This is a genomic window from Phytohabitans houttuyneae, assembly GCF_011764425.1.
Lineage (GTDB): Bacteria > Actinomycetota > Actinomycetes > Mycobacteriales > Micromonosporaceae > Phytohabitans > Phytohabitans houttuyneae.
The window spans coordinates 1,116,900-1,139,007 of sequence record NZ_BLPF01000002.1 but is presented as its reverse complement, the minus strand read 5'-3'; the positions used below and the strand labels follow the sequence as shown (position 1 = coordinate 1,139,007).

21 protein-coding genes are annotated in these 22,108 nt (G+C 70.2%); 6 read left to right on the top strand and 15 right to left on the bottom strand.

The features are described 5' to 3' along the window. The first annotated feature begins 147 nt into the window (after nt 1-147). Both Phou_RS28625 and Phou_RS28620 read left to right on the top strand, forming a co-directional pair. A complete protein-coding gene (locus Phou_RS28625; protein ID WP_173061335.1) occupies nt 148-594 on the top strand; it encodes a CBS domain-containing protein in 447 nt (148 codons plus the stop codon). Nucleotides 595-634: 40 nt separating this feature from the next. Next, a complete protein-coding gene (locus Phou_RS28620; protein WP_173061332.1) occupies nt 635-1,933 on the top strand; it encodes an ArsB/NhaD family transporter in 1,299 nt (432 codons plus the stop codon). A 26-nt stretch (nt 1,934-1,959) separates the two neighbouring features. On the opposite strand, the gene Phou_RS28615 is transcribed toward Phou_RS28620, so the two are convergent. The 4 genes from Phou_RS28615 to Phou_RS28600 form a co-directional block, all read right to left on the bottom strand. Next, on the bottom strand, nt 1,960-2,391 hold the full coding sequence (locus tag Phou_RS28615; protein WP_173061329.1) for an STAS domain-containing protein: 432 nt from the start codon (nt 2,389-2,391) through the stop codon (nt 1,960-1,962). A 111-nt stretch (nt 2,392-2,502) separates the two neighbouring features. Beyond that, complete coding sequence (locus Phou_RS28610; RefSeq protein WP_173061326.1) at nt 2,503-4,080, bottom strand: ABC transporter permease; 1,578 nt, start codon at nt 4,078-4,080, stop codon at nt 2,503-2,505. Continuing rightward, a complete protein-coding gene (locus tag Phou_RS28605; RefSeq protein WP_246273920.1) occupies nt 4,077-5,003 on the bottom strand; it encodes an ABC transporter ATP-binding protein in 927 nt (308 codons plus the stop codon). Before Phou_RS28605 ends, Phou_RS28610 begins: the two co-directional genes overlap by 4 nt. 58 nt (nt 5,004-5,061) lie before the next feature. Continuing rightward, complete coding sequence (locus Phou_RS28600; RefSeq protein WP_173061320.1) at nt 5,062-5,559, bottom strand: GbsR/MarR family transcriptional regulator; 498 nt, start codon at nt 5,557-5,559, stop codon at nt 5,062-5,064. Between the two features lie 230 nt (nt 5,560-5,789). Here Phou_RS28600 and Phou_RS28595 point away from each other — a divergent pair, with 230 nt between their 5' ends. Further along, nucleotides 5,790-7,052, top strand: coding sequence for an MDR family MFS transporter (locus Phou_RS28595; protein ID WP_218579240.1), 1,263 nt, complete (start codon nt 5,790-5,792; stop codon nt 7,050-7,052). Here Phou_RS28595 and Phou_RS56200 read toward each other — a convergent pair. The 8 genes from Phou_RS56200 to Phou_RS54585 all read right to left on the bottom strand — a co-directional run bounded on the left by Phou_RS56200 (nt 7,030) and on the right by Phou_RS54585 (nt 17,175). Beyond that, on the bottom strand, nt 7,030-8,781 hold the full coding sequence (locus Phou_RS56200; protein WP_173061317.1) for a cellulose binding domain-containing protein: 1,752 nt from the start codon (nt 8,779-8,781) through the stop codon (nt 7,030-7,032). The two genes, Phou_RS28595 and Phou_RS56200, sit on opposite strands and share 23 nt — an antisense overlap. 310 nt (nt 8,782-9,091) lie before the next feature. Beyond that, nucleotides 9,092-9,766: a hypothetical protein gene (locus Phou_RS28585; protein ID WP_173061314.1), complete on the bottom strand. Its 675-nt coding sequence runs from the start codon at nt 9,764-9,766 to the stop codon at nt 9,092-9,094. 161 nt (nt 9,767-9,927) lie between these two features. Then, nucleotides 9,928-11,442 carry a SulP family inorganic anion transporter gene (locus Phou_RS28580; RefSeq protein ID WP_218579239.1) on the bottom strand — a complete coding sequence of 505 codons (1,515 nt, stop codon included), beginning with the start codon at nt 11,440-11,442 and terminating at the stop codon, nt 9,928-9,930. A 206-nt stretch (nt 11,443-11,648) separates the two neighbouring features. After that, nucleotides 11,649-13,472: an alkyl/aryl-sulfatase gene (locus Phou_RS28575; protein WP_173061311.1), complete on the bottom strand. Its 1,824-nt coding sequence runs from the start codon at nt 13,470-13,472 to the stop codon at nt 11,649-11,651. 110 nt (nt 13,473-13,582) lie between these two features. After that, nucleotides 13,583-14,218, bottom strand: a complete 636-nt coding sequence (locus Phou_RS28570) for a class I SAM-dependent methyltransferase (protein ID WP_308784569.1) — start codon at nt 14,216-14,218, stop codon at nt 13,583-13,585. Further along, nucleotides 14,215-14,358 (bottom strand): hypothetical protein, encoded by a 144-nt coding sequence (locus Phou_RS55065; RefSeq protein WP_308784568.1) that lies wholly within the window; start codon nt 14,356-14,358, stop codon nt 14,215-14,217. The genes Phou_RS28570 and Phou_RS55065 overlap by 4 nt, the downstream gene beginning before the upstream one ends. A 10-nt stretch (nt 14,359-14,368) precedes the next feature. Beyond that, the gene (locus tag Phou_RS28565; protein WP_173061308.1) at nt 14,369-15,952 is read right to left on the bottom strand and encodes a B12-binding domain-containing radical SAM protein; all 1,584 of its coding nucleotides are present in this window, start codon (nt 15,950-15,952) and stop codon (nt 14,369-14,371) included. After that, nucleotides 15,949-17,175: a glycosyltransferase gene (locus Phou_RS54585; protein ID WP_173061305.1), complete on the bottom strand. Its 1,227-nt coding sequence runs from the start codon at nt 17,173-17,175 to the stop codon at nt 15,949-15,951. Before Phou_RS54585 ends, Phou_RS28565 begins: the two co-directional genes overlap by 4 nt. Before the next feature lie 137 nt (nt 17,176-17,312). On the opposite strand from Phou_RS54585, the gene Phou_RS28555 reads away from it, so the two are divergent. Together Phou_RS28555 and Phou_RS28550 are read left to right on the top strand one after the other, a co-directional pair. Continuing rightward, nucleotides 17,313-17,678 (top strand): hypothetical protein, encoded by a 366-nt coding sequence (locus Phou_RS28555; protein WP_173061302.1) that lies wholly within the window; start codon nt 17,313-17,315, stop codon nt 17,676-17,678. A gap of 54 nt (nt 17,679-17,732) precedes the next feature. After that, a complete protein-coding gene (locus Phou_RS28550; RefSeq protein ID WP_218579238.1) occupies nt 17,733-18,470 on the top strand; it encodes a lysophospholipid acyltransferase family protein in 738 nt (245 codons plus the stop codon). Between the two features lie 88 nt (nt 18,471-18,558). Here the strand turns inward: Phou_RS28550 and Phou_RS28545 are convergent, their stop codons facing one another. The 3 genes from Phou_RS28545 to Phou_RS28535 form a co-directional block, all read right to left on the bottom strand. After that, nucleotides 18,559-19,590, bottom strand: coding sequence for a glycoside hydrolase family 11 protein (locus tag Phou_RS28545; protein ID WP_246273919.1), 1,032 nt, complete (start codon nt 19,588-19,590; stop codon nt 18,559-18,561). A 525-nt stretch (nt 19,591-20,115) separates the two neighbouring features. Next, nucleotides 20,116-20,997: a hypothetical protein gene (locus Phou_RS28540; RefSeq protein ID WP_173061299.1), complete on the bottom strand. Its 882-nt coding sequence runs from the start codon at nt 20,995-20,997 to the stop codon at nt 20,116-20,118. Nucleotides 20,998-21,107: 110 nt separating this feature from the next. Beyond that, nucleotides 21,108-21,479 carry a roadblock/LC7 domain-containing protein gene (locus tag Phou_RS28535; RefSeq protein WP_173061296.1) on the bottom strand — a complete coding sequence of 124 codons (372 nt, stop codon included), beginning with the start codon at nt 21,477-21,479 and terminating at the stop codon, nt 21,108-21,110. A gap of 170 nt (nt 21,480-21,649) precedes the next feature. Between Phou_RS28535 and Phou_RS28530 the strand changes: the two genes are divergently transcribed. Beyond that, nucleotides 21,650-21,991 (top strand): ArsR/SmtB family transcription factor, encoded by a 342-nt coding sequence (locus Phou_RS28530; protein WP_173061293.1) that lies wholly within the window; start codon nt 21,650-21,652, stop codon nt 21,989-21,991. Nucleotides 21,992-22,108 lie beyond the last annotated feature (117 nt).

The window sequence follows — 22,108 nt, the reverse complement described above, 5'->3', positions numbered from 1 at the left end:
GAGACTATACCCGACGGGTATACCCGATGGGTAGAGCTTCCGGCGGAGGCTGCGGTGAACGCCTCGGCCGGGTAGGGTGAGCGCCAGGTGTGCCGGGAAGTCTGGTCGGCGTCGTTGTCGGCGTGACCAGGGCAGGAGGCACCACCGTTGCGGGCACAGGATCTGGCCACCCCGTATCCCACCGTCGAAATGGGCACCTCGGCGATGGATGCCGCGCGGCTGCTGGCCGGGCAAAACCTGCCCGGGCTGATCGTGATCGACGACGCGGGCCACCCGGCCACGATCCTGCCGGGCACGCAGGTGCTGCGGATGGCGATCCCGTCGTACTGCCAGGAAGACCCCGCTCTCGCGCGGGTGATCGACGAAGCCGCGGCGGACCTGTTCCTGCGTAACGTCGGTGACCGCACCGTGGCCGAGCTGCTGCCCCGCGAGCGGCGCGAGCTGCCGGTCGTGTCGCCGGACGCCACGGTCCTGGAGATCGCCGCGGTCATGGCACGCAGCCACAGCCCGCTGGTGGCGGTGACCGGCAAGGGCGGCGACCTGCTGGGCGCGATCACCCTCGACGCGCTGCTGGACCGGATGCTCGGCACATGAGCGGGAGGGCCGACGCGCCGCCGGCGCGACGAGGACCGCGGTGAGCGGCAGTGCGTGGGCGGCCGTCGCGGTCTTCGCGATCGCCTACCTGCTGATCGCCACCGAGCGGGTGCACCGGGTCGCCGCGGCCCTCGGCGGTGCGGCGGTGATGCTGGTCATCGGCGCCACCGACGCCGAGCACGCGTTCTTCTCGGAAGAGGCCGGGATCGACTGGAACGTCATCGTCCTGCTGATCGGGATGATGCTGATCGTCGCCGTCCTCAAGCGCACCGGCGCGTTCGAGTACCTGGCCATCTGGGCCGCCAAGCGAGCCAAGGGCCGCCCTTTTCGGGTCATGGTCCTGCTCGTGCTCGTCACCGCGGTCACCTCGGCTTTTCTGGACAACGTCACCACCGTCCTGCTGGTCGCACCGGTCACGTTCCTGGTGTGCGAGCGGCTGGACGTACCGGTGGCACCCTTCCTGATCGCCGAGGTCCTCGCCTCCAACATCGGCGGGACGTCCACTTTGGTCGGTGACCCGCCGAACATCATCATCGCCAGCCGCGCGGGCCTGTCCTACAACGACTTCCTCATCCATCTCGCGCCCATCATCGCGGTCCTCGTGGTGGTGTTCATCGGGCTGTGCCGGATCCTGTTCCGGTCGGCGTTCCGGTACGACCCGGAGCGGGCCGCGCGCATCGCCAGCCTCCGCGAGCGCGACGCGATCCGCGACGGCCGGCTGCTCGTCGTCAGCCTGGTGGTGCTCGCCGTGGTGACGGCCGCTTTCGTGCTGCACACCGCGCTGCGGCTCGAGCCCTCGGTGGTGGCGATCGTCGGCGGGCTGGTGCTGCTGGCCCTGTCCCGGCTGGACGCGGGCGAGGTCGCCAGGGACGTGGAGTGGCCGACGCTGGTGTTCTTCGCCGGCCTGTTCGTGATGGTCGGCGCTCTCGTCGACACCGGCGTGATCGAGCAGATCTCGCGCGCCGCGACCGACGCCACCGAAGGCCGGCTGTTTTTCGCCTCCATGGTGCTGCTGTGGGGTTCCGCGCTGCTGTCGGCGTTCGTCGACAACATCCCCTACGTCGCGACGATGAGCCCCGTCGTCGCGGACATGGTCGACAACAGCGGCAACACCACGCAGTCGCAGGTGTTGTGGTGGGCGCTCGCGCTCGGCGCGGACCTGGGCGGCAACGCCACCGCGGTCGGCGCCTCGGCCAACGTGGTGGTACTCGGCATCGCCGAACGTGCCGGCAGGCCCATCACCTTCTGGCAGTTCACGAAGTACGGCATCGTGGTCACCGTCGTGACGGTCGCGTGCACGGTGCCGTATCTGTGGCTGCGCTACTTCGCCTTCGCCTGACCGCGGTGGCCGCGCCTGCGGTCACGTCACCGGCCCCGCCGCGGCCGGGTGTGCGTCGACACGAACCGCGGCCCGGCACCCGCCGCGGGCCGCCGGCGAACACGCCGTGGCGGCCGGACCGGCGTGCACCACTGGGCGATCGGCTCGCTCGGCACCGGGTGGCCCGGATGAAACTGGAGCAGGGCCCGGATCAGCGGCGAGGTGCCGCGAACCGCCAGACCGACACCGGCCGCAGCGCACGCGCGGTTGCCGCTGACCAGGCATCCGACGCCGGCGTGGTCGACGCGCTCGACATCGGTGAGGTCGACGACGATGGAACGGGGACGCGGCGTCCGCGCCGTCTCGGCCGTGATCGCCGCACCGAGCTGGCGAGCGGTCTGCTGGTCCAGCGTGCCGTGCAGGGCCAGGACGACCAGGTCGCCGTCCCGCGGATGCAGATGAGCGATCGACAGCGTCACGGCAGTGTCCCGTGAAGTTGTCGCGCCATTGTCAGCCCTCCTGCGCACAACGTATGCCGCCTGGCCGTCCGGCGCAACGCGAGCGCCGGGCCGGCCCGTGCCACCCGCGCCTCAGTAGCCGAGGTCGCGTCGCCGCAACCCGGCATATCCGCCGGCGGCGAACGCCAGAGCCAGCGCACCGAGGACCAGCAACGGCGCCGCGGCCCAGGCTTCGAGGGGAACCTCCGGGGTGTGGTCGAAGGGTGAACCACGGCGCAGCCACCGCGGCAGGCCGAACGACTCGGCGAACAGGGCGACCATCGCGCAGTATCCGACCACCACCCACGCCACGGCCGCGGCGGCCCGGGGCAACCAGCCGATGCCGAGCACGGCGACGCCGGTGACCAGCCACACGGCCGGCAGGTAACCGAGCGTGACAGCGACCATCCGCGGGACCTGCCCGCCGTCAGAGGTGGCCAGTCCGTAGGCGAGGCCTTCGCCGAAACCCGCGGCGACCAGGACCAACGCGGTACCGGCGGCGGCCACGACAAGGTGGCTGCCCAGCCAGCCGGCGCGACTGGTCGCGGTGGCCAGCAGCGGCTCGGCACGCCCCGACGTCTCCTCCCCACGCGCCCGCAGTGCGGTGACGACACCGTACGCGGAGGCGATCAGAGCCAGGGTCAGCGCGGTGAACGCCAGGTACGAGTTGACGATGTCCGCGGCGCCGCCGGGCAGGTAGTCGGCCACCGCGGGGTTGTCGACGACGAACTGCTCGATGGTGTCGCCGATCGAGCCGTAGGCGGCACCGAGCAGGAGCAAGCCGACAGCCCACCCGGTCAACGCCCCGCGCTGCAGTCGCCACGCCAGCCCGAGCGAGGAACCCAACGCAGCCGAGGCGGTCGCCCGTCCGAGCCGCGGCCGGACGAGTCCGGCGGCGAAGTCCCGCCGCTCCAGCAGCGCCATCGCCCCGGCGACCAGCAGACCGATGGCCACGACCGGGAAGAGCAGCGGCCACCACCGGTTGTCGACGTACGGAAACGTGCGCTGCGCCCAGCCGATCGGCGAAAACCACGCCAGCGTGCCATTTCCGACGTCGCCGGCGGCGCGCAGCACATAGGCGGCACCGAGGGACAGCGCGACTGCGCCGTAGGCCGCGCGGGCGTTTTCGAACACCTGCACCGCGACGGCGGCGAGCGCGGCGAACGTCATCCCCACCGCCGCGGTCGCGACGCCGAACAGCACAGATCCGGCGACCGGCAGGCCGGTGACGCTCGCGACGGCGAACACCAGCACGGCGACGGCCGCGTTCGCCAGGCCGGCCAGGGCGAGCGCGGCGGCGAGGGTGGCGTGCCGGCCGACCCGGGCGGAGCGGACCAGCTCGGCCCGTCCGGACTCCTCGTCGGCGCGGGTATGCCGGCCGATCAGGAACATGTTCATCAGCGCGACGACGATCGACACGAACCCGAGGATCTCGAACACCACCTCGCCGCCGATGTTTTCCAGCAGGCGGATAGGCCCGCTCATCGCGACGACGGCGGTGTTGCTGCCGATGGTCCGGCGCAGGTTGGCCAGGTCCTCCGGCGACCCGTACAAGCCTTGGCTCTGGGTGGACTGGACAAGCACGAGCAGCGTGGCGCCGAGCAGCCACCAGGGCAGGGCGAAGCGCTCCCTGCGCAGCATGAACCGCAGCAGCCCGCCGATCCCGGTCATCGCGCCGCCGCCTTCGCCTCGGCGCCGTCCTCGTCGCCGTAGTGGCGCAGGAACATCTCCTCCAGCGTCGGCGGCGTGCTGATCAGGCTCCGCACGCCCAGCGGGGCAAGCTTGCGCACCACCTCGTCGAGCTCGGCGGTGTCCACGTCGAACCGCGCGTGGTGGTCCTCGAGGACCAGGTCGTGGACACCGGCCAGCGCCTCGATGCCGGTCAGCGGCTGGGTGGTCTCCACCGAGATCGAGGTACGGGTCAGGTGGCGCAGCTCGCTCAGCGTGCCGGTCTCCACCGTGCGCCCGAGCCGGATGATGCTGACCCGGTCGCACAGCGCCTCCACCTCGGCCAGGATGTGGCTGGACAGCAGCACCGTGCGGCCCTCGGCCTTGACCTGGTGGATGCACTGCTGAAACTGCGCCTCCATCAACGGGTCCAGCCCGGAGGTCGGCTCGTCGAGCAGCAGCAGCTCGGCGTCCGAGGCCAGAGCGGCGATCAGGGCGACCTTTTGCCGGTTGCCCTTGGAGTAGGTGCGGGACTTCTTGCGGGGGTCGAGGTCGAACCGCTCCAGCAGCTCCGCACGCCGGGCCCGGTCCAGTCCGCCGCGCATCCGGCCGAGCAGGTCGATGACCTCGCCGCCGGTGATGTTCGGCCAGAGGTTGACGTCGCCGGGCACGTACGCCAGGCGCCGGTGCAGGGCCACGGCGTCCCGCCACGGGTCGCCGCCGAGCATCCGGACGGTACCGGCGTCGGACCGCAGCAGGCCGAGCAGGATCCGGATGGTGGTGGTCTTACCGCTGCCGTTGGGTCCGAGGAAGCCGTGCACCTGACCGGACTCGACGGTCAGGTCGAGCCCGTCCAGGGCCTTGGCACGGCCGAACGACTTCGTGAGGCCGGCTATCTCGATCGCCGGCGAGTCGGAAACGCTCACGTCAACACTCCACAGTGGAGAGAAGGAAGAGTCAGGCATGGTGCGCGCGGGACGGTCGTCACGGCTGCTCGGCCCGACGACTTCGCGCCTGCTCGGCGTACGCCTCCCAGCGGTGGACGTGCTCCTCGCCGTACTCGACGCCGACGAAGTCGAAGAAGTCCATCAGCTCGTACAGCCGCTCGCGCTGTTGTGGCCGGTCTTCGCCCACAACGGACAGACCGAAGCGTGCGGCCTCGATCCCGGGACGGAGCCTGGCTACCCGGGCCCGCAGGATCTGCGCCCAACCACCGGACCTGAGCTGGTAGTGGTGCTGCCGGGTGTTCGGCACCGGCACTCGCTCGACCAGCTGGCCGAGCTCGAGCTGCCGGATCACTGTGCTGATCGAGGCCTTGCTCGCCCGAAGCGCCGCCGCCAGCTCGGTGATCGACTGCCGTTGCTGCGGGCCGATCATCAGCCAGGCGTAGATCCGGCCCATCATCCGGGAGCTGCCGAGCGTCTCGAAGAACATGCCGATCCGCTCGATGAACTCGCGCTCACCCGGCGACGGCTCGGTCATGGCTCACACCCCCTGACGTTCAGAGGATACTGAACGAAGCGTATTCAATGAACAGCCGGCGGCCTATGCCTCGTGCGACCGAAGAAAACGTGTTGACCGGCCGCCGGCGTGATCAGCAGGATCTGGCACATGATCCCGAAGGCCGCCTTCCTGTCGCTGACTCCCGCCGCCGCCCCGGCGCGGGTCCGACGCCAGGCCGCCCTTCTGCGGGGATCCACTTTCGTCCGGTCGTGACCGCCCCGCAACGCGGGCTGCCCAAGGCCTTCTGGGTCCTGTGGGCCGGCACGCTCATCAACCGGATGGGCACCATGGTCGTGCCCTTCATGACGCTCTACCTTGTCGAGGACCGCGGTATCTCGGTGCTGGTCGCCGGCGGCGTGATGGCGGCCTTCGGCGCCGGATCGCTTGTCTCACAACTGCTCGGCGGAGTGCTCGCGGACCGTATCGGCCGGCGGGCGACGCTGCTGGCCGGGACGTGCAGTACCGCCGTCTTGATGGTCGCCTTGGCGTACACCCGGCATGTTGCGGCGATCGTCGCGCTGGTCCTGGCCCTCGGCGTCACGATCGACCTCTACCGGCCGGCCTCCCAGGCGCTGGTCGCCGACCTGATACCGCCGGCCGGCCGGGCCCGCGCGTTCGGCCTGCTCTTCCTTGCCGCCAACGTCGGCTTCGCGAGCGCGATGGCCGCCGCCGGCTTCCTCGCCGCGCGCGGGTTCACCGTCCTGTTCTGGGCGGACGCGATCACCGGCGCGCTGTTCGGGCTGCTGATCTGGTGGCTGGTGCCGGAGACCCGGCCGCGGCGCGGAACCGCGGGCTCGCCGGGAGGCTTCCGGGTGGTTCTGCGAGACCGGACGATGGTCGCCTTCACCGCCTGCGTCTTCGGCTACTACTTCGTGTACTACCAGTCCGACATGACACTGCCGCTGGCCATGCGGGAAAACGGTGTCTCCGCGTCGGTGTACGGACTCTGCATGGCGCTCAACGGCTTGCTCATCTGCATCGTCCAGCCGTTCATCGGGCCCTGGCTGGGCCGACCGGACCCGGGTCGGGTCTGGGCGGCCGGCGTGGCGCTCGTCGGCCTGGGCTACGGCCTGACGGCCGCCGCCCACTCGGCGCCGGCCTACTTCGCCACGGTGGCCATCTGGACCCTTGGTGAGATCCTGCCCGCCGCGGTCACCGGTGTGATCGTCGCCCGCCTCTCCCCTGAGCACCTGCGTGGCCGCTATGCCGGCTTCCAGGGAATGGCGTGGTCGGGGGCTGGCTGGCCGCTTCGGTCGGCGGCAGCGGCCTGTTCTCGATCAGCCCTGTGCTGCTGTGGATGTGCTGCGCGGCGGCGTGTGCTCTCGCCGCGTCCGGTCTGCTCGCCCTTTCACCGAGAATTCGCCGTCGCGAGGACGCCACGGTGCCGGGCACCCGGTGAGGCGACGTGGCCGGGTCCGGTGCGCACCGGACCCGGCCACGCGGGAAGGCTCAGCTGCAGGCGGTGCCGTTGAGGGTGAAGCCGGTCGGTGCGGCGCTGTTGCCGCCGTGGGTGGCTTGGAAGCCGATGGTGGTCGAGCCTCCGGGTGGTATCGAGCTGTTGTGGCTGACGTTCGTCGCGGTCACCTGGCCGCTGTTCGGCGAGTAGGTGGCGTTCCAGCCGGAGGTGATGGTCTGACCGGATCCGAGGGTGAATCTCAGCGACCAGCCGTTGACCGGGCTCGTGCCGGTGTTGGCGATGGTGATGTTGTCGACCAGGCCGTTGTTCCACGCGCTGACCGCGTTGGTCACCGTGCACGCGCCGGTGCCCGGCGGCGGAGTGGTCGGCGGGGTCGTCGGAGGCGTCGTCGGCGGGGTGGTCGGTGGTGTGGTGGGTGGGGTCGTCGGCGGGGTGGTCGGCGGCGTCGTGGGTACGGAGCCCTCGGTGATGGTGACGGTGGAGATACTCCGGGCGGGAACGTTGACGGTTGCCTGCCCGTCGCTGAGGTTCGCCGGCTGTGACGCGGCGCCGAGGTTTTGCGACGTCACCGTGTACTCGGCCGCCGAGATGCTCTGCGGTGTCTGGATGACGGCGTTGTTGACCGCGCTGTTGGAGCGGTTCAGGATCACCAGCGTGATCTTGCCCCTGCCCTGGTAAGCCGTGACCTCCAGCGAGGAGGCTCTGGAGCTCTTGGTGAGGGCGACCCGCTTGTCACCGGGCCGGACGTACTTGGCGTACTGCGAGAACGCCTGGCCGCGTCGCAGGACCGCGCCCTTCGTGGTGCCGTACTGCGCGTCGCCGTCACCGATGAAGGAGTAGAAGCGGCGGCCGTACCACCAGATGTAGGCGCTCCAACTGGCCTCCATCGACCGGTGCACGGTGCGCATGATGTCGTCCAGGGTTTCGTTCCAGACGACCGCGTTGCTGGCGTTGCCCCAGATGTTCGAGCCGCTGCCGTCGGCCGCGTGCAGGTTCCACTCGGTCATCCACTGGTTCTTGCCGTACTGGTTGGCCAGCGGGTACGGGGAGAGGTTTCCGCTGTTCTCCGCGTCATACAGGTGGCCGCCCATGTAGCCGACGTTGTTGCGCGCGGTGGCGTCCTGCAGCGTGGGGTCGGTGAACGCGCGGTTGAACCGCAGCGACTCGGCGACCATGAGCTTGGTGTCCCGGACCTTGGCGCCCTGGTCGCGGACCCAGTTGCGCAGCTCGGTGCCGGACCAGTCCATCGAGTCGTAGTCGGGGTGCCAGTCCGGCTCGTTCTGGACCGAGGTCACGTCGACCGTGACGCCCTGGTTCTTCATGTACTGGACGTAGCCGTTGAGGTGCTCGGCATAGTCGTCGTAGAAGTCGGTCCGCAGCTTGCCGCCGCCGACCCTGCTGTTGTTCGTCTTGAAGTTGGCCGGGGCGGTCCAGGGCGAAGCGAGGATCTTGACGCCGGAGCCGTACGACTTCGCCGTCTGCAGGCTGCTCGCGTACAGGCCCCACTCGCTGGCCACGGGGGACACCACGGTCCGCACGATCGACAGGCCGAGCTGCCCCGGGCCCATACCGACGAGGGTCTGGGTTTCGCCGGTCGTCCACGGGCTGCCGGAACCGTTGAAGATCGGCGTCGCGGCGCCGAACCCGTCGATCGTCTGGAACGAGGAGGCGGTGTTGACGGTGATGTCGGGTGTCGCGGCCAACAGCGGCGGGGCGGTCAGCACGCCCGCCGCGGTGACCACCGCCGTCGCCGCGGCCACCAACGCGATCTGGGACTTCTTCATGGGTCGCTCCACTGGCTCGTGCGGCTCTCCCCCGCGGATCGACGGGCTGGCCGAGGCACCAGATTACGAAATTCTATCGAAACATCCAAGTACCTAAATCTCATGGTGAAGGATGCCGCGGTTCGGCCGGATGCCCGTTATCGCCGCACCGCACGGGTATCCGAGCGGGCGCAAACCGCCGCAAGTTGCGACATCGGAGCGGGAGGTTTCGGCCGTGTCAGTCGCACAGCGCCGCACGGCATCGCCAACCGGACGCAGAAAAACACAGGCCACGAGCCATATTGATTGACCGAAATTTTCGAGCCGGCGTTCACACCTCGACCGGGAAGAACGCCAAGGTGAGGACGCAGCCGGCGAGGGCGGCGAGGGCCAGTCCGGTGAGCGTGTTCTGGGTCGTGCGGTTCCTGGACTTGCTGGCCAGGCCGGCGAAGAGCAGCACGAGGGCGAAGATGACCGCGGTCAGCACGTAGTTGTCGCTGCGCTGGTTGGCGGCGCGTGCCGTGGCCGACTGCCGCTCGGCCTCCTCGACCAGCTCCTGGGAGGCGGCTTCCGCCGCGAGGCGGTACTCGGGCATGTCGAACGGGGTGGCCGGCGCCGCCGGGTTGAGGAGCGGGCGGGTGGCCAGCCAGGCGCCGACAGCCGGCCGGAAGTCCGGCCGGAAGCGGTTGAACAGAAACCCGGACACCTGGTCGGGGTCGGGTTGGTAGTTTCCGGACGGCCGAGCGGCGGGGTTGGCGACGATCTCGGCGTTGAGAGCGTTGAGCCAGGCGGTGAACGAGACGACGTCGATGGTGCGTTGCCGGCTGGCAACGGTCGCCGCCTGACCGGCCTCGGCACGGGCGGCTCCGGCCGCGGCGTAGGAGTCCGCCTGCACGCCGCTCCACTTGGCGCTCTGGAAGCCGGCCCAGGCCGTGCCGACGGCCGCCAGCGCCATCATCAGAGCGAGCAGCAACTCCCAGCGCGGTCGGCTCGACGCGTCCTCCATGCCGTCGAGTATGTCCTATTACAACACTTAAAGATGCATTTGGTCCGGCGGCCAGTCCCCGTGGTCGTGGTCCTTGGGCGGTTCCTCCCGCCGGCGGAGCCCGAGCCAGACGGCCGCCGCGGTGGCGACAGCGGTCACGATCGCGGCCACGATGTGGTTGGTCATCGCGCCGCCGTCCGTCCGCCGATCCAGTCGTGGGCGTCCGCGGCGGCGTGGCGCAGGGCTTCCCCGATGGTACGGGTGCTGTGGTAGAGGTTTTCCTCGCCGATGCTGTCGATGCCGCCGAGCTGGTCGAGCAGGTGTGTGTTGTCGGTGACGACGACGAGTTTGCTGCCGGCGCCGCGCAGGGCGCCGGCGTAGTCCCCCAGCTCGCGCAGCAGGGTCGCGCCGGCCTTCTCGGCTCCGCGCAGCCGCAGGATGACCACCGCGTCGCGGGTCCGCGCGTCGGGCTGGGGCAGCACCTCGCGGAGCGTGGTGGCGGTGGCGTAGAAGATCGCGCCGTAGGGCTGGAGGATGACGACCTCGCCGGCAGGAAGCGTCGCCGGCGGACTTGTTTCGACGGCCCGGCCGCGCTCCAGCTGGATGCGCCGCAGGCGCAGGCCGCCGGCTTGCTGCGCGACGAACACGACCGCGGAGATGCCCACCCCGACGAGGACCGCGAACTGCAGCGGCAGCAGCAGCGTGAGCAGGAACGTGACGGCCATGACCGTGGCCGGGAGCTGGCCCGCGCCGGCGACGGACCTGATCTTGCCGACCTTGACGGCACCGAACCCGATGACGATGAGCAGCGCGGCCAGGGCCGGCATGGCCACCAGGCCGATCATCGGTGCGGCGAACAGGACCAGCAGCGCCATGGTGATCGCCGCCAGCACCAGGGCGGTCCGGTTCGCGGCACCGCCCGAGACCGCCAGGGAGCTGGCCGACATCGAGCCGCCGACGGGCATGCCGCGAAACAGCCCGGCGAGCAGGTTGCCGGCGCCCTGGCCGACGAAGTCGCGGGACAGGCGCCCCGGTGCCCGGCCGTCGGCGGGCAGGCTCGCCGAGATTCCGGCACCCTGGATCAGCCCGACGAACGCCAGCGACGCCGCCGGAAGCAGCAGGTCGGGTACCGCGCCGAGCGACGGCAGGACGGGAGCCGGGAGGCTCGCGGGCACGTCGGCGATCTGCGAGACCAGCGCCACCGGGTGTCCCAGGGCCTCCAGCCCGGCGGCCGCGAGCGACCCGGCGGCGACCGCGACCACCATGCCAAGCGCACCGAGCCGGGTGCGGCGCAGGAGCACGATGAGGCCGGCGGTGAGCACCGCGACGGCGAGCGTGGGCAGGTGCACGCTGCCGGGATGGATGAGCAGGTCGAAGGCGCGCAGGATCCGGTTGGCGCCCTCGGAGGTGTAGCCGGTGGCGTTGTCGAGCTGACCCAGGACGATCGACACACCGACCGCGGAGACGAACCCGGTCATGACGGAATGCGAGACGAATCGCAGCAGGCGGTCCGCGCGCAGTATCCCGGCGAGCACCATTGTCAGCCCGGTCAGCAGCGTCAGCGTGCAAAGCACCGCCTGCGGATCGCCGAGCGCCTCGAGGTCGACGTCGGCGACGAGGATGGCCATCGCCCCGGTGGACTGCACGGCCAGGAGCCCTGTGCCGGTGAACAGCACACCGCCGAGCATCCCGAACATCCCCCGTACAGTCCGGCCACCGGGCTGACCCCGGCCAGCACGCCGGAGGCCAGGCTGTCCGGGATACTCTCCACCCCCAGGACGAGGCCGGCTCTCGCGTTCGCGACGATGCCGCGCCGGCGAATCGGCTGGCGCGGCTTCAACGCGGCGAAGTTCGCCACGCGGAGCCAAGCGGTGCCGCGTCCGGGCTGCCTCATCGGGCGCGGTCAGGGTTCGATGATGTTGAAGTCCGGATCCCCCGGGTCGAGCACGGCCATCAGCTGGCGCAGGGCGTCCTGGTCGCCGTCCATGGTGAGACCGGCGGCCGCCGCCGCCTCGACATCCCCCATGGCGAGCTGACCCAGCGCGGCCCGCGGGACGGTGAGCGTCAGGCGCACCTCGCCCTGACCGTCGCGCACGTACGCGAAGACCCCGTTGCGCAGGGTGGTCCGGAAGGTCAGGTCGTGGTCCGGAAAGCGCCACCGGATCGCCACGTCCGCGTTCCACGCCTTCGGACCGTCGACCTGTACGGCGAGGGCGTCGAAGAACATCTCCGGCGGCAGTTGGGCGAGCATGTCGGGTGAGCTCGACGCGGCGGGCGTGCCGAAGTTGCCCTCGCGCAGCTCCATCGCACCGGACAGGTAGCTGTTGCGCCAGGTGCCGTTCTCGCAGCCGAAGCCGAGCTTTTCCAGCACGTCCGCCAGCAGGGCCCGGCCGTCCTTGTGGTCGGGGTCGGCGAACACGACGTGGTCCAGCACCTGGGCCGCCCACCGCAGGTCGCCCTCGTCGGCGCAGCGCCGGGCCTTGTCGACCACCGCGTCCGCGCCGCCCATGAAGTCGACGTAGCGCCGGGCCGCCTCCTGCGGCGGATGCTGCCACAGCCGCGCCGGGTTGCCGTCGTACCAGCCCATGTACCGCTGGTAGACGGCCTTGACGTTGTGGCTGATCGAGCCGTAGTAGCCGTGCGTGTGCCACGCCTTGCGCAGTGCCGGCGGCACCTCGATCATCTCGGCGATCTCGGTGCCGGTGTACCCCTTGTTGATGAGCCGGACGGTCTGGTCGTGCTGGTACGCGTACAGGTCACGCTGCAGGCTCAGGAACTCGACGATGTTGTCGGCACCCCAGGTCGGCCAGTGGTGGGAGGCGAACACCACGTCGGCCTGGCCGGCGAACATCTCGATCGCCTCGGTCAGGTACCGCGCCCACGCGTGCGGGTCGCGCACCAGCGCTCCGCGCAGGGTCAGCAGGTTGTGCAGCGTGTGGGTGGCGTTCTCGGCCATGCACAGCGCCCGCCGGTCCGGAAACAGGAAGTGCATCTCCGCCGGCGCCTCGGTGCCGGGCGCCATCTGAAACACCATCCGCACGCCGTCGACGGTCAGCTCCTGGCCGGTACGGGAGATCTCGACCGTCGGGGCGATCACGCTGACCGTCCCGGTCGACGTCGTCTGCCCCAGCCCCGCGCCGACCCCGCCGCGCACGTCCCGAGGCAGCGCGGCGCCGTACATGTACCCGGCGCGGCGGGCCATCGCGGTGCCGGCGTACACATTCTCCGCGATGGCATGCCGCAGGAAACCCTCCGGCGCGATCACCGGCACCCGGCCCGAGTCGACGTCCTCCTGGGAGATCACGCCCTTGACGCCGCCGAAGTGGTCGACGTGGCTGTGCGTGTAGATCACCGCCGTCACCGGCCGGTCACCGCGGACCGACCGGTACAGCCGGAGGGCCGCGGCCGCGGTCTCCACCGAGATCAGCGGGTCGACCACGATGACCCCGGTGTCACCCTCGACGAAGGAGACGTTCGACAGGTCCAGGCCGCGCACCTGGTAGATGCCGTCGACGACTTCGAACAGGCCCCGCTTGGCTACCAGCGACGACTGCCGCCACAGGCTCGGGTTCACCGAGTCGGCCGCCTCACCGGACAGGAACGCGTAGGCGTCGCCGTCCCACACGACGGCTCCGCGCTCGTTTTCGACCACTCCCGAGTCCGGCGTCGCCAGCAGGCCACGGTCGGCGTCGGCGAAGTCCTGCCGGTCCTCAAACGGAAAGGTCATGGCATCCTCCGCACGTCCGCGCACCGCAGGCAGCGTGGTCGGCACCGACCACCCGATCAGGCTATTACCGATCTAGACGGACATTCAGAGGAATTCAGACATCGCGCCGCTCAGCTCTGCGGCGTGAGGGTGACCAGGTAGTACGGCGCGTCGGCGTTGTCGACGTCGGACAGCACCCAGCCGGTACCGGCGACCAGCTCGGCCAGCTCGTCGAGCGAGCAGACGAGGTAGTCGAACCAATCGGTGGCCAGCTCGCGGTAGCGCAGCCGCAGGCGCAGCTGACCACCGAGCCGCCCCAGCTCCCGGTTGCGTGCGTGGTAGCCGACCTGGACCGGGTCGGTCGTGCCGTACGGGTCGGTCCCCTGCGCGATGATCTGGGCGCCTGGGCTGGCCATCCCGGCGAGCGCGGCCAGGAACGCCCGCGCCCGGTCCCGGCCTTCCAGCAGCCCGACGTTGTTACCCAGCAGCAGGAACGTGTCGTAGCGCTCGCCGGCCGTCGCGTGCTGGTCGACCGTCGCGTGCACCAGGTCCCGGACCCCGCGGGCGCGGGACACCTCGATCGCGCCGGCCGAGATGTCCAGGCCGGTGACCGCCACCCCGCCGTCCTGCAGCACCAGCGCCACCCGGCCGGCGCCGACCCCGACGTCGAGCACCCGGCCGCGCACCCGGTCCAGCGCACGGTGGTCGTACGGCGGCCACTGGTCCGGCTCGCAGAAGTACGACTCCGCCAGCAACCCGTTGATCAACCCGTCGTCGCGCTCGACGATCTCGATGACCGGCCGCGGGAGCCGGCCCCCGCCAGCGGGCGGCGGCCGAAGCCCCTGGCCACGGCGAAGGCATCGGTCAGCATGGCGCCGAACACGTCGCCGGACTGGCTCATGATCACGGTGTCTACGCTATCCGGTGGGGTCCGGCCGCACCCGCAGGGCGCGTCGGGCGGCCGGCCGGTAGCGCTCCAGCCACGGCTGAAGGCGGGACTCACCGTCCGTGATCAGGATGGGGTCGAAGTAGCGGCGCCGGTCCTCGGGCGAGATGTCCGGCGGAAACCAGCTGTACGACGGGTCCAGGATGTCCGCACCGCCGAGGTAGTTGCGGTGCACGCCGCGCGAGGCGATGTGCATCTCGTGCATCACCCGGAGGTTGGCGTTGAGCAGCACGGCGTGGTCGACCAGGTGCCCGCGCCGCGTCTGCCAGGACATTCGCAGCGACTTGAGGACCAGGCGCCGCCGGCTCACGAGCCGGTTCGTGTGCCGGAAGACCGTCTCGGCGAAGCGGCTCAGCTCCTCGTCGCTGTCGCGGCCGCCATGGTACGCGATGGTGGTGCCGTCCAGGTCGCGAAGCCGCAGGTGAGGGCGCATCTCGCCGCGCTCGGCGCTGTCCCAGAAGAGCCGGGTGCCCAGCAGCGGCGCGATGAACGAGAAGTACGACGGGTACGTGAGAACCTCGATCCGGGCGAGCTCTTCGGCCTGCGCGGTCATCTCGGCGGTCGTCGTGACGCGCGGGTCGAACAGGTAGCCGTACACCACCACGATTCCCCGGCGCCGGGCGAACGCGACGTCCTCGAAGAGCGTGTCGGCGTATTTCACGTTCTGCCGCTTGTTGTTGGCCTTCAGGAACGCCGGGTCCAGCGACTCGATGCCGGTGAACAGGATCCGGCACTTCGCGCCGGCCATCTGCTCGATCAGGTCGTGGTCGCGCAGAATGTCCTGGGTGACAAGCGCTCCCCAGCCCTTCAGGCGAGGGTGCCGCCGCAGCGCGGCACAGAGCTCGCGGGTGTACGGGCCGTCGTTGGCGAAGTTGTTGTCGATGAAGCTCACGATCGGGTACCGCCGCTTCATCGACCACCACGGGCTGCTGTCGATGGCGTCGTCGATCATGGCCAGCACCCGGTCGACCCCGAACGTGGTGTGCCGGGCCCGCTCGGCCGGCACGGTGCAGAAGGAACAGGCGAAGTCGCAGCCCCGGGACGCCTCGACGAGGTGCAGCTGTCCGCCGATCCCGGCCTCGCCCAGCAGCCGGTAGTCGACGCGGTAGTCACTGATGCTGGTCGGCGCGGATATGTAGAGCCGGCGCAGCTGACCGTGCGCGAAGTCGCGCATCACGTCGGGGACGCTGTCCACCCCGCCCGCGCAGACGGCGTCGAAGAACTCCGCGGCGAAGTCCGGGAAGAGCGTGCAGATGCTTCCACCGGCGACGGTGACCGCGCCCTTGCGCTTGAACAGGTACGCCAGCTGGCGCTGCCGGTCGAAGTCGCGCTGCAGCCCGGTCAGGAACACGAGGTCGACCGCCGGCACGTCGTCGACGCCGTACAGCCCGTGCCACATCTCGTGGTGCAGCGTCACGTCGTACCGCTCGCGGTCGATCTGCGAGGCGATCTGCAGTCCGGACTGCGGCTGGAGCCAGTAGCGGTCGGGCTTGGCGGAGCGGTCGTTGTTGAACGTCGCGCACACGACCGCGACCTTCTTCCTGGCAACGGTCACCGGCCGGTCCCTTCGCTTCGACTTCGCTGCGCGGCTGGCTGAAGCGAGCGGTAGGCCGCCAGCAGCCGGTCGAGGTACCGGCTCGCCGGGTAGGCCGCGGCGGCGACGCGGCCCGCCTCGGACAGCCGCCGGTGCAGCCCCGGGTCGCTGAGCACGCGGCAGATGGCGGCGGCGAAGGGTTCCGCCCGCGCCGGCGTGCTGAGCCGGACGTCGTCCGTGCCTGCGCCCGGGCGTGCCGCGAGCGCGGGGTCGGCGAGCACGGCGGGCAGGCCCATCTGCTCGGCCTCCAGCAGCACCAAACCCTGGGTGTCCGTGGTGGACGCGAACGCGAGCACGTCGGCCATCCGGTAGTACCCGGCCATCCGCGCGTGCGGCACCGGGGCCACGACCCGCAACGCGTGGGCGACGCCGAGCCCGCGGGCCAGCCGCAGCAGGGCGCGGCGCCGCTGCCGGACGCCGAGCATCACCAGATGGGCGTCGGGGATCCGCTGGAGCAGCTGCGCGAAGGACGCCAGCATCAACGAAGGGTTCTTCTCCGGGGTGGCCCGCCCGACCGCGAGTACCACCGGGGCCGCCTGCGGGATGCCCAGCGCGCCGCGGACCTCCGCCCGGCTCGAGGGATCGTCCGCGAGCGCCAGCGACGTGGGCACTGTCCAAACAGGTGGGATCCGGGTGAACTCGGCGAAGCCCGCCGCGGTCTTCTCCGACGGGGCGAGGATGAGCGAGATGTGGTCCACGAGCGCGTCGCCGAGCCGGAGCAGCTGGCGTCGCCGGCGGCTGCCGGGGCGCAGCAGGCGCAGGTAGTCGCGGGCCGTCCAGCCGAGCCGCAGCTTCAGCGCGGCGGCCGCGGCACCGAGCTGTATCTCGGGGAAGAAGGCGGAATAGGCGAGCATGTCGGTGTGCCAGGTCATGACCACGGGGATCGCGTGCGCCCGGGCGTGCCGCATCCCGCCGATCCCGATCGGCCCGGTCGTGTGAATGTGGACGATGTCGGGCGCCGGGCGGGCGGTGGCGAGGCGGGCCACGCCGACGCGGATGTCGCGCAGCGGCACCGGCACCGAACGCACACCGTACGGGTCGCGCCGCCGGCCCAGCAGCGGCGCCGGCTGGTAGAGCCGCACCTCGTGGCCGGCACCGCGCAGCAGCGACACCGTGGCCGCGACCGCGGTGGCCACGCCGTCGGAGCGATCCCGGTGGCTGTCACAGAAGTGCGCGATCCTCATGCCATTCGATGCCCTTCCCCCGGATAGGGCACCATTGTGCATCCGCGGCCCGCCGGCGTCACCGACCGCCGGTGGAGGTGCCGGCGGGGAATGGGGGAACGGTGGATGCCCGTGGGCACTCGGCCGCCGCTGTAGAGGTGCCGTTGCTGCTCATGGCGGGTACGCCCGCGGCCGAGGCGCTGCAGCCGGCCGGCTTCGACCCGCTGAAGGCCACGCTGAGCGACATGGCCGGGCTCGACGCCGCCCACCGCGAGGTGCTGACCGGCGTGATCATCGGCATGGGTTTCTGGTACATCGTGATAGCACGATGGCTGACGGTAGTCGGCATGGCTGCGGCCCGCGGTCGCGACCGCCGTCAGCGCCGTCCTGTGTGGACTGTTCGCGTGGTTTGCGGTGAGCGTGGCCCCGGTGTCGTGGATGGGGCTGCCCGAGCACATCCTCGCGGCCGTCCTGGTGACCTGGCCGTCCGTCGTCCTCACACGAAGCGGCCGCCCCCGCCATGACGGCGACGACTCGACGAGGAGACAGATGAACACTTCACGGCCGGAGCCGGTGCGATGATCGTCGCGATATCCGTGCTCTTCTGGGCCATCGTCGCGCTGACCTGCCCGCTGTTCTTCCTCGGCGCAGTGGTGGTCTGGGCCGTGACGCTGCCGTTCGACCGGCGCCGGGTGGTGCTGCACCTCTACTCGTCCGCGTGGGCGGCGTTCTACATCTACGTCAATCCACTGTGGAGGATACGCGTGTCCGGGCGGCACCTGCTGCCGTGGCGCGGCGGCGCGGTCCTGGTCGCCAACCACAGCTCGCTGGTCGACGTGCTGGCGCTGTTCGCCCTCTTCCGGCCGTACAAGTGGGTCTCCAAGGCCAGCATGTTCAAGGTGCCGCTGATGGGCTGGAACATGCGGCTCAACGGGTACGTCCCGCTGGTCCGCGGCAGCGGCACCTCGGTACGCACGATGATGGCGCGCTGCGGGAGCCTGCTGCGCGCCGGCGCACCGGTGTTCTTCTTCCCGGAGGGCAGCCGCTCGGCCGACGGGCGGCTCGGCACGTTCAAGATGGGCGCCTTCTCCCTGGCGGTCGACCATCAGGTGCCGGTCTATCCGATCGCGGTCTGGGGCACCCGGGACGCCCTGCCCAAGCACGGCTTGACGTTCCGCCAGCGCGCCAACATCCGGGTCCAGGTCCTGCCGCCGCTGCTGCCCGCCGACCATCCCACCGCGGAGGAGCTGCGCGACGCCACCCACCGGGTGCTGGCCGAGGCGCTCGCGGCCTCTCCCGCTCCGGAAGGCGGGTGACCGGCCCGGCGGTCGGCGGAATACGACGTGGCGCGGCGGCCGAAGCCGCCGCGCCACCCCCAGGTGCGGTGTTACGGGTTGTCGGGACTCAGCCCGTTCTGCAGGTGACCGATGGCCAGGTCCAGTTGCCGTTAGCCATGATCGTTACGCCGAAGTTGTTGCCGCTGCCGTTCGGTCTGGCGGTGACGGTGCCCGTCGTGCCGCTGACCGAGGCGTTCCAGCTGTTCTGGATGCTCTGGCTGCCGTTCAGGGCGAGGGTGACGGTCCAGTTGCTGGTGTTGACCGCGACGTTGAGGTTGAACCGGTCACCGAACTGCTGGCCGGCGGAGAGGGTCGCGGTGCAGTTGCTGCCGCCACCGGGCGGCGGCGTGGTCGGGCCCGTGGTGGGGTTGGTGCCGCCGCCACTGCCTTCGCGGACGGTGATGTCGGAGCTGCCCTGGCTCTGGTAGCCCTCGGTCGCCATCACCTGGTAAGCCCAGCTGCTGCCGAGGTTCAAACCAGCACGCGCCCACGCGTCGACGTGGTTGGCGAAGGTGATGGTGCCACTGCTGCGCTTCTGCTGGCGCACACTCCAGTACTGGTAGAACGTGGCAGTGCCATCGATCGACGGCTGGTTCACCCGCTGGCTGCGCAGAATGTCATAGGTGCCGCCGTCAGTGGTGACCGTGCCGAGCCGCTGGGCGCCGCTGCTCGGGTTGTAGCTGCCGAAGTTCTCCACCACGTAGTACTCGATCAGCGAGTTCCGCGTCCACCCGTACAAGGCCAGGTACGTGTTGTTGTTACCCGGGTTGTACGTACCGGAGTAGCTGACCGTCCTCCGCGAACCGGTGGCCCAACCCTTACCGCCAACCCAGTTGTTCGTGCTCCTGCTCCAAGAGCTGGAGTAACGGCCATTCTCGCGCAACGTCATACAGGCGTCGCCACTGTCCTTCCAGAACGAGAAGTAGAACCCGTTGTGCGTGCCAGTAGTGTTCGAGCAGACCTGCCGGTCCGCCTCGGCGTACGCGTTTGTGGCCATCACCGTGCCGCCGGCCGCCAGCACCGCGGCGCACGCGGCGCCGAGCAGCAGCCGTAGGCGGCGCCTCGTCGGTCTAGCGGGGGCGGGGTTCAGGTCGTTCATCAGCGTGCTTCCTCCTCTGGAGCATGGGGCGTGGGGGTTCCAGGCGGCGGGGGACACGACCCCGGCGGGCTGCGTGGTGCCGCCCGGCCGGGGATGGCCGGTCGTCGTACGGTCGACGGCTCTGGCGCCAGGTCGGTGAGCGCCCGGATCGACGGCGGTCGAGGTCCGTCGACGGCCGTCAGTATTGGGGAGCCATCTCGGCCATGTCAACACTTCCCGGAAATCTGCCGGTAACAGTGGTGGCCTTCTCTCGACATTTTGCCTGGGTAAAGGGTACATACCCCCGCTAAAGTAGCCCTACGACTCCGTTCCGTTTCGTTCAACTTCCCGGAACAATCGCCTGCTGTCCGGAAGCTTTCCGGAAGGAGATTGACGAGCCTCGTCGCACGCTGCGATACTTCGATTTACGAAGGTCGATGTGATGTGCTTGGTCGGGCTATCGGTCGGCCCTTCCCGCTCGCACCGACATGTCCCGAAGTCTCCGCCGGCCGCGCCAGGCCAGCCGCGCGGCCGGCGGCTTTCGACTCAGGTGGCGCTGGCGCAGACGACGTACATCGTGACGCTCCAGCTGTCGTTCACGGTGCCGTTCTCGTGGCCGATCGCGAGGCCGTTGAACTCACCCGCCACGACCCGGTCGATCGTGAGCCGCCCGTCCAGGTCCACTGTGTCACCGGTGACCTGGGCGCCGGCGCCGTGTGCCTCGGTGCCGACCGGGCAGGAGCGGTTGGCCGACTTCTCCGCGGTGGAGTCGGTCGCGCTGACCCGGATGATGCGCTCCTGGGTCGAGGCGGCGTTGCCGCAGACCGCGTACGACCGCAGGGACCAGCTCTGGGTGTACGTGCCGTGCTCGGTGGCGCGCACCGTGTTCGAACGCAACGAGAGCGCACCGGTCGTGATGATGTCGTGCACGAACACGTTGCCCAGCCCGCCGATGATGTCGAAGCCGTTGCCGTAGAGCTTCTGTCCCTCCGGACAGGCCGCGTCGGACTCCTTGACCCGGTCGGAGTCCACCGGGTCGAGCAGGCCCGGCTCGACGTGCAGGTTGGTGACCGCCGGTCCACAGTTGGCGGTCGCCGTGAGGCTCCAGTTGCCGGAGTAGCTGCCCACCTCGTGGGCCGTCACCACGGCGCTGGTCGGGTTGGCCGCGCCCATCGGACGCATCGTCTCCAGCGTCACCTGCCCGTTGCCACCCTGGATGGCGGCGCCCGGCCCGTACAGGAACGTGTTGTTCGGGCAGGTGACGGTCACCGACTTCGGCGAGGTGGAGTTCATGCCACTCGTCGGCGTGGTCTTGAACGTGTTGATGATGTTGGCAGCGCTCGCCGGGCCCGCGGGCGCGGCGAGCGAACCGCCGAGTACCAGAGCGAGTGCCACGCCGCCGCGCCAGAACAGCTTTCGTCCGTTCATCCGGATCTCCTTCGATGTCCGCACCCTGAATCCCAGGTCGGCATCGTGTCCGGAGTGCTTCATCGGATCGGCATCGTCGCGGCACAGAAGCGGTCCCCCGCTGGCGTTTCTCAGATCTCGACCGTGGCCTCGATCTGGCGCAGCTGGTGCCGGGCCATGCCGAGGTTCGCCCGCTTCCGGTTCAGCGCCAGGTACAGAAACAGTCCTTGGCCGCCTCGCGTCGTTACGGGCCGGATAAGGTGGTACTGCGTGTCCAGCGTGATCAGAATGTCCTCGATGTTTTCGCCGAGGCCCACCAGCTCCATGGCCCGGACCTGGGCGCGCACGACGTCCGTGTTGCCAGCCGCGGCCACGGACAGGTCGAGGTCCGCCGAGCCGCCGGCCACGCCGAGCGTCATGCCACTGGTGTAGTCGACGAGAGCGACGCCGATGGCACCCTCGATGCCCATCGCGTCCTTCAGCGTCGTATCAATCATCGCCATCGTGCCTGCCTCTGCAAATCCGCCGTCCTGAGGTGCGACTCACGCTACTGCAGTTCTCGCTACTTTCTAAACTTCGCAACTCATGAGACCCGAAAGTACGGCACGACCCTGCCGGAGCGACCGAACCGGATCGCGGCCACGTAGCGTGTCCACCCGAAGGGGGTGGCTCTGTGAGTGCGCCGCTGTACCAGGTGAAGGCCGAGTTCTTCAAGACGCTGGGGCACCCGGCCCGGATCCGGGTGCTGGAGCTGCTGGCGCTCCGGGAGCACGCGGTCTCTGAGCTGCTGCCCGAGGTGGGCATCGAGCCGGCGCACCTGTCGCAACAACTCGCCGTGTTGCGCCGGGCCAACCTGGTGGTCACCCGGCGGGACGGCTCGGCGGTGTACTACTCGCTGGTCAGCCCGCAGGTCGCGGAGCTGCTCGCCGTGGCGCGACGCATCCTCACCGAAGTGCTCAGCAGCCAGGCGGAGCTGCTCGGCGACCTCCGCGCCGGCGAAGACCTGTCCAGCTAGCGACCCGGTTGCGGGACCAAGGTCCCCCGCCGCACGAAGCCGATCGGCCCTACACCCCGCCTGCCCCGCGTTGGTACCACAGAGGTGACGACCTGCGTCGAGGCGAGAGGCGGCCTG

What these genes read in the sequence shown, in the direction of transcription:
- Phou_RS54585 (WP_173061305.1), bottom strand. Translation starts at nt 17,175, where the DNA reads ATGAGGATCGCGCACTTCTGTGACAGCCACCGGGATCGCTCCGACGGC.
- Phou_RS28540 (WP_173061299.1), bottom strand. Translation starts at nt 20,997, where the DNA reads ATGAACGGACGAAAGCTGTTCTGGCGCGGCGGCGTGGCACTCGCTCTG.
- Phou_RS28550 (WP_218579238.1), top strand. Translation starts at nt 17,733, where the DNA reads ATGATCGTCGCGATATCCGTGCTCTTCTGGGCCATCGTCGCGCTGACC.
- Phou_RS56200 (WP_173061317.1), bottom strand. Translation starts at nt 8,781, where the DNA reads ATGAAGAAGTCCCAGATCGCGTTGGTGGCCGCGGCGACGGCGGTGGTC.
- Phou_RS28535 (WP_173061296.1), bottom strand. Translation starts at nt 21,479, where the DNA reads ATGGCGATGATTGATACGACGCTGAAGGACGCGATGGGCATCGAGGGT.
- Phou_RS28600 (WP_173061320.1), bottom strand. Translation starts at nt 5,559, where the DNA reads ATGACCGAGCCGTCGCCGGGTGAGCGCGAGTTCATCGAGCGGATCGGC.
- Phou_RS28545 (WP_246273919.1), bottom strand. Translation starts at nt 19,590, where the DNA reads ATGAACGACCTGAACCCCGCCCCCGCTAGACCGACGAGGCGCCGCCTA.
- Phou_RS28575 (WP_173061311.1), bottom strand. Translation starts at nt 13,472, where the DNA reads ATGACCTTTCCGTTTGAGGACCGGCAGGACTTCGCCGACGCCGACCGT.
- Phou_RS28580 (WP_218579239.1), bottom strand. Translation starts at nt 11,442, where the DNA reads ATGTTCGGGATGCTCGGCGGTGTGCTGTTCACCGGCACAGGGCTCCTG.
- Phou_RS28610 (WP_173061326.1), bottom strand. Translation starts at nt 4,080, where the DNA reads ATGACCGGGATCGGCGGGCTGCTGCGGTTCATGCTGCGCAGGGAGCGC.
- Phou_RS28585 (WP_173061314.1), bottom strand. Translation starts at nt 9,766, where the DNA reads ATGGAGGACGCGTCGAGCCGACCGCGCTGGGAGTTGCTGCTCGCTCTG.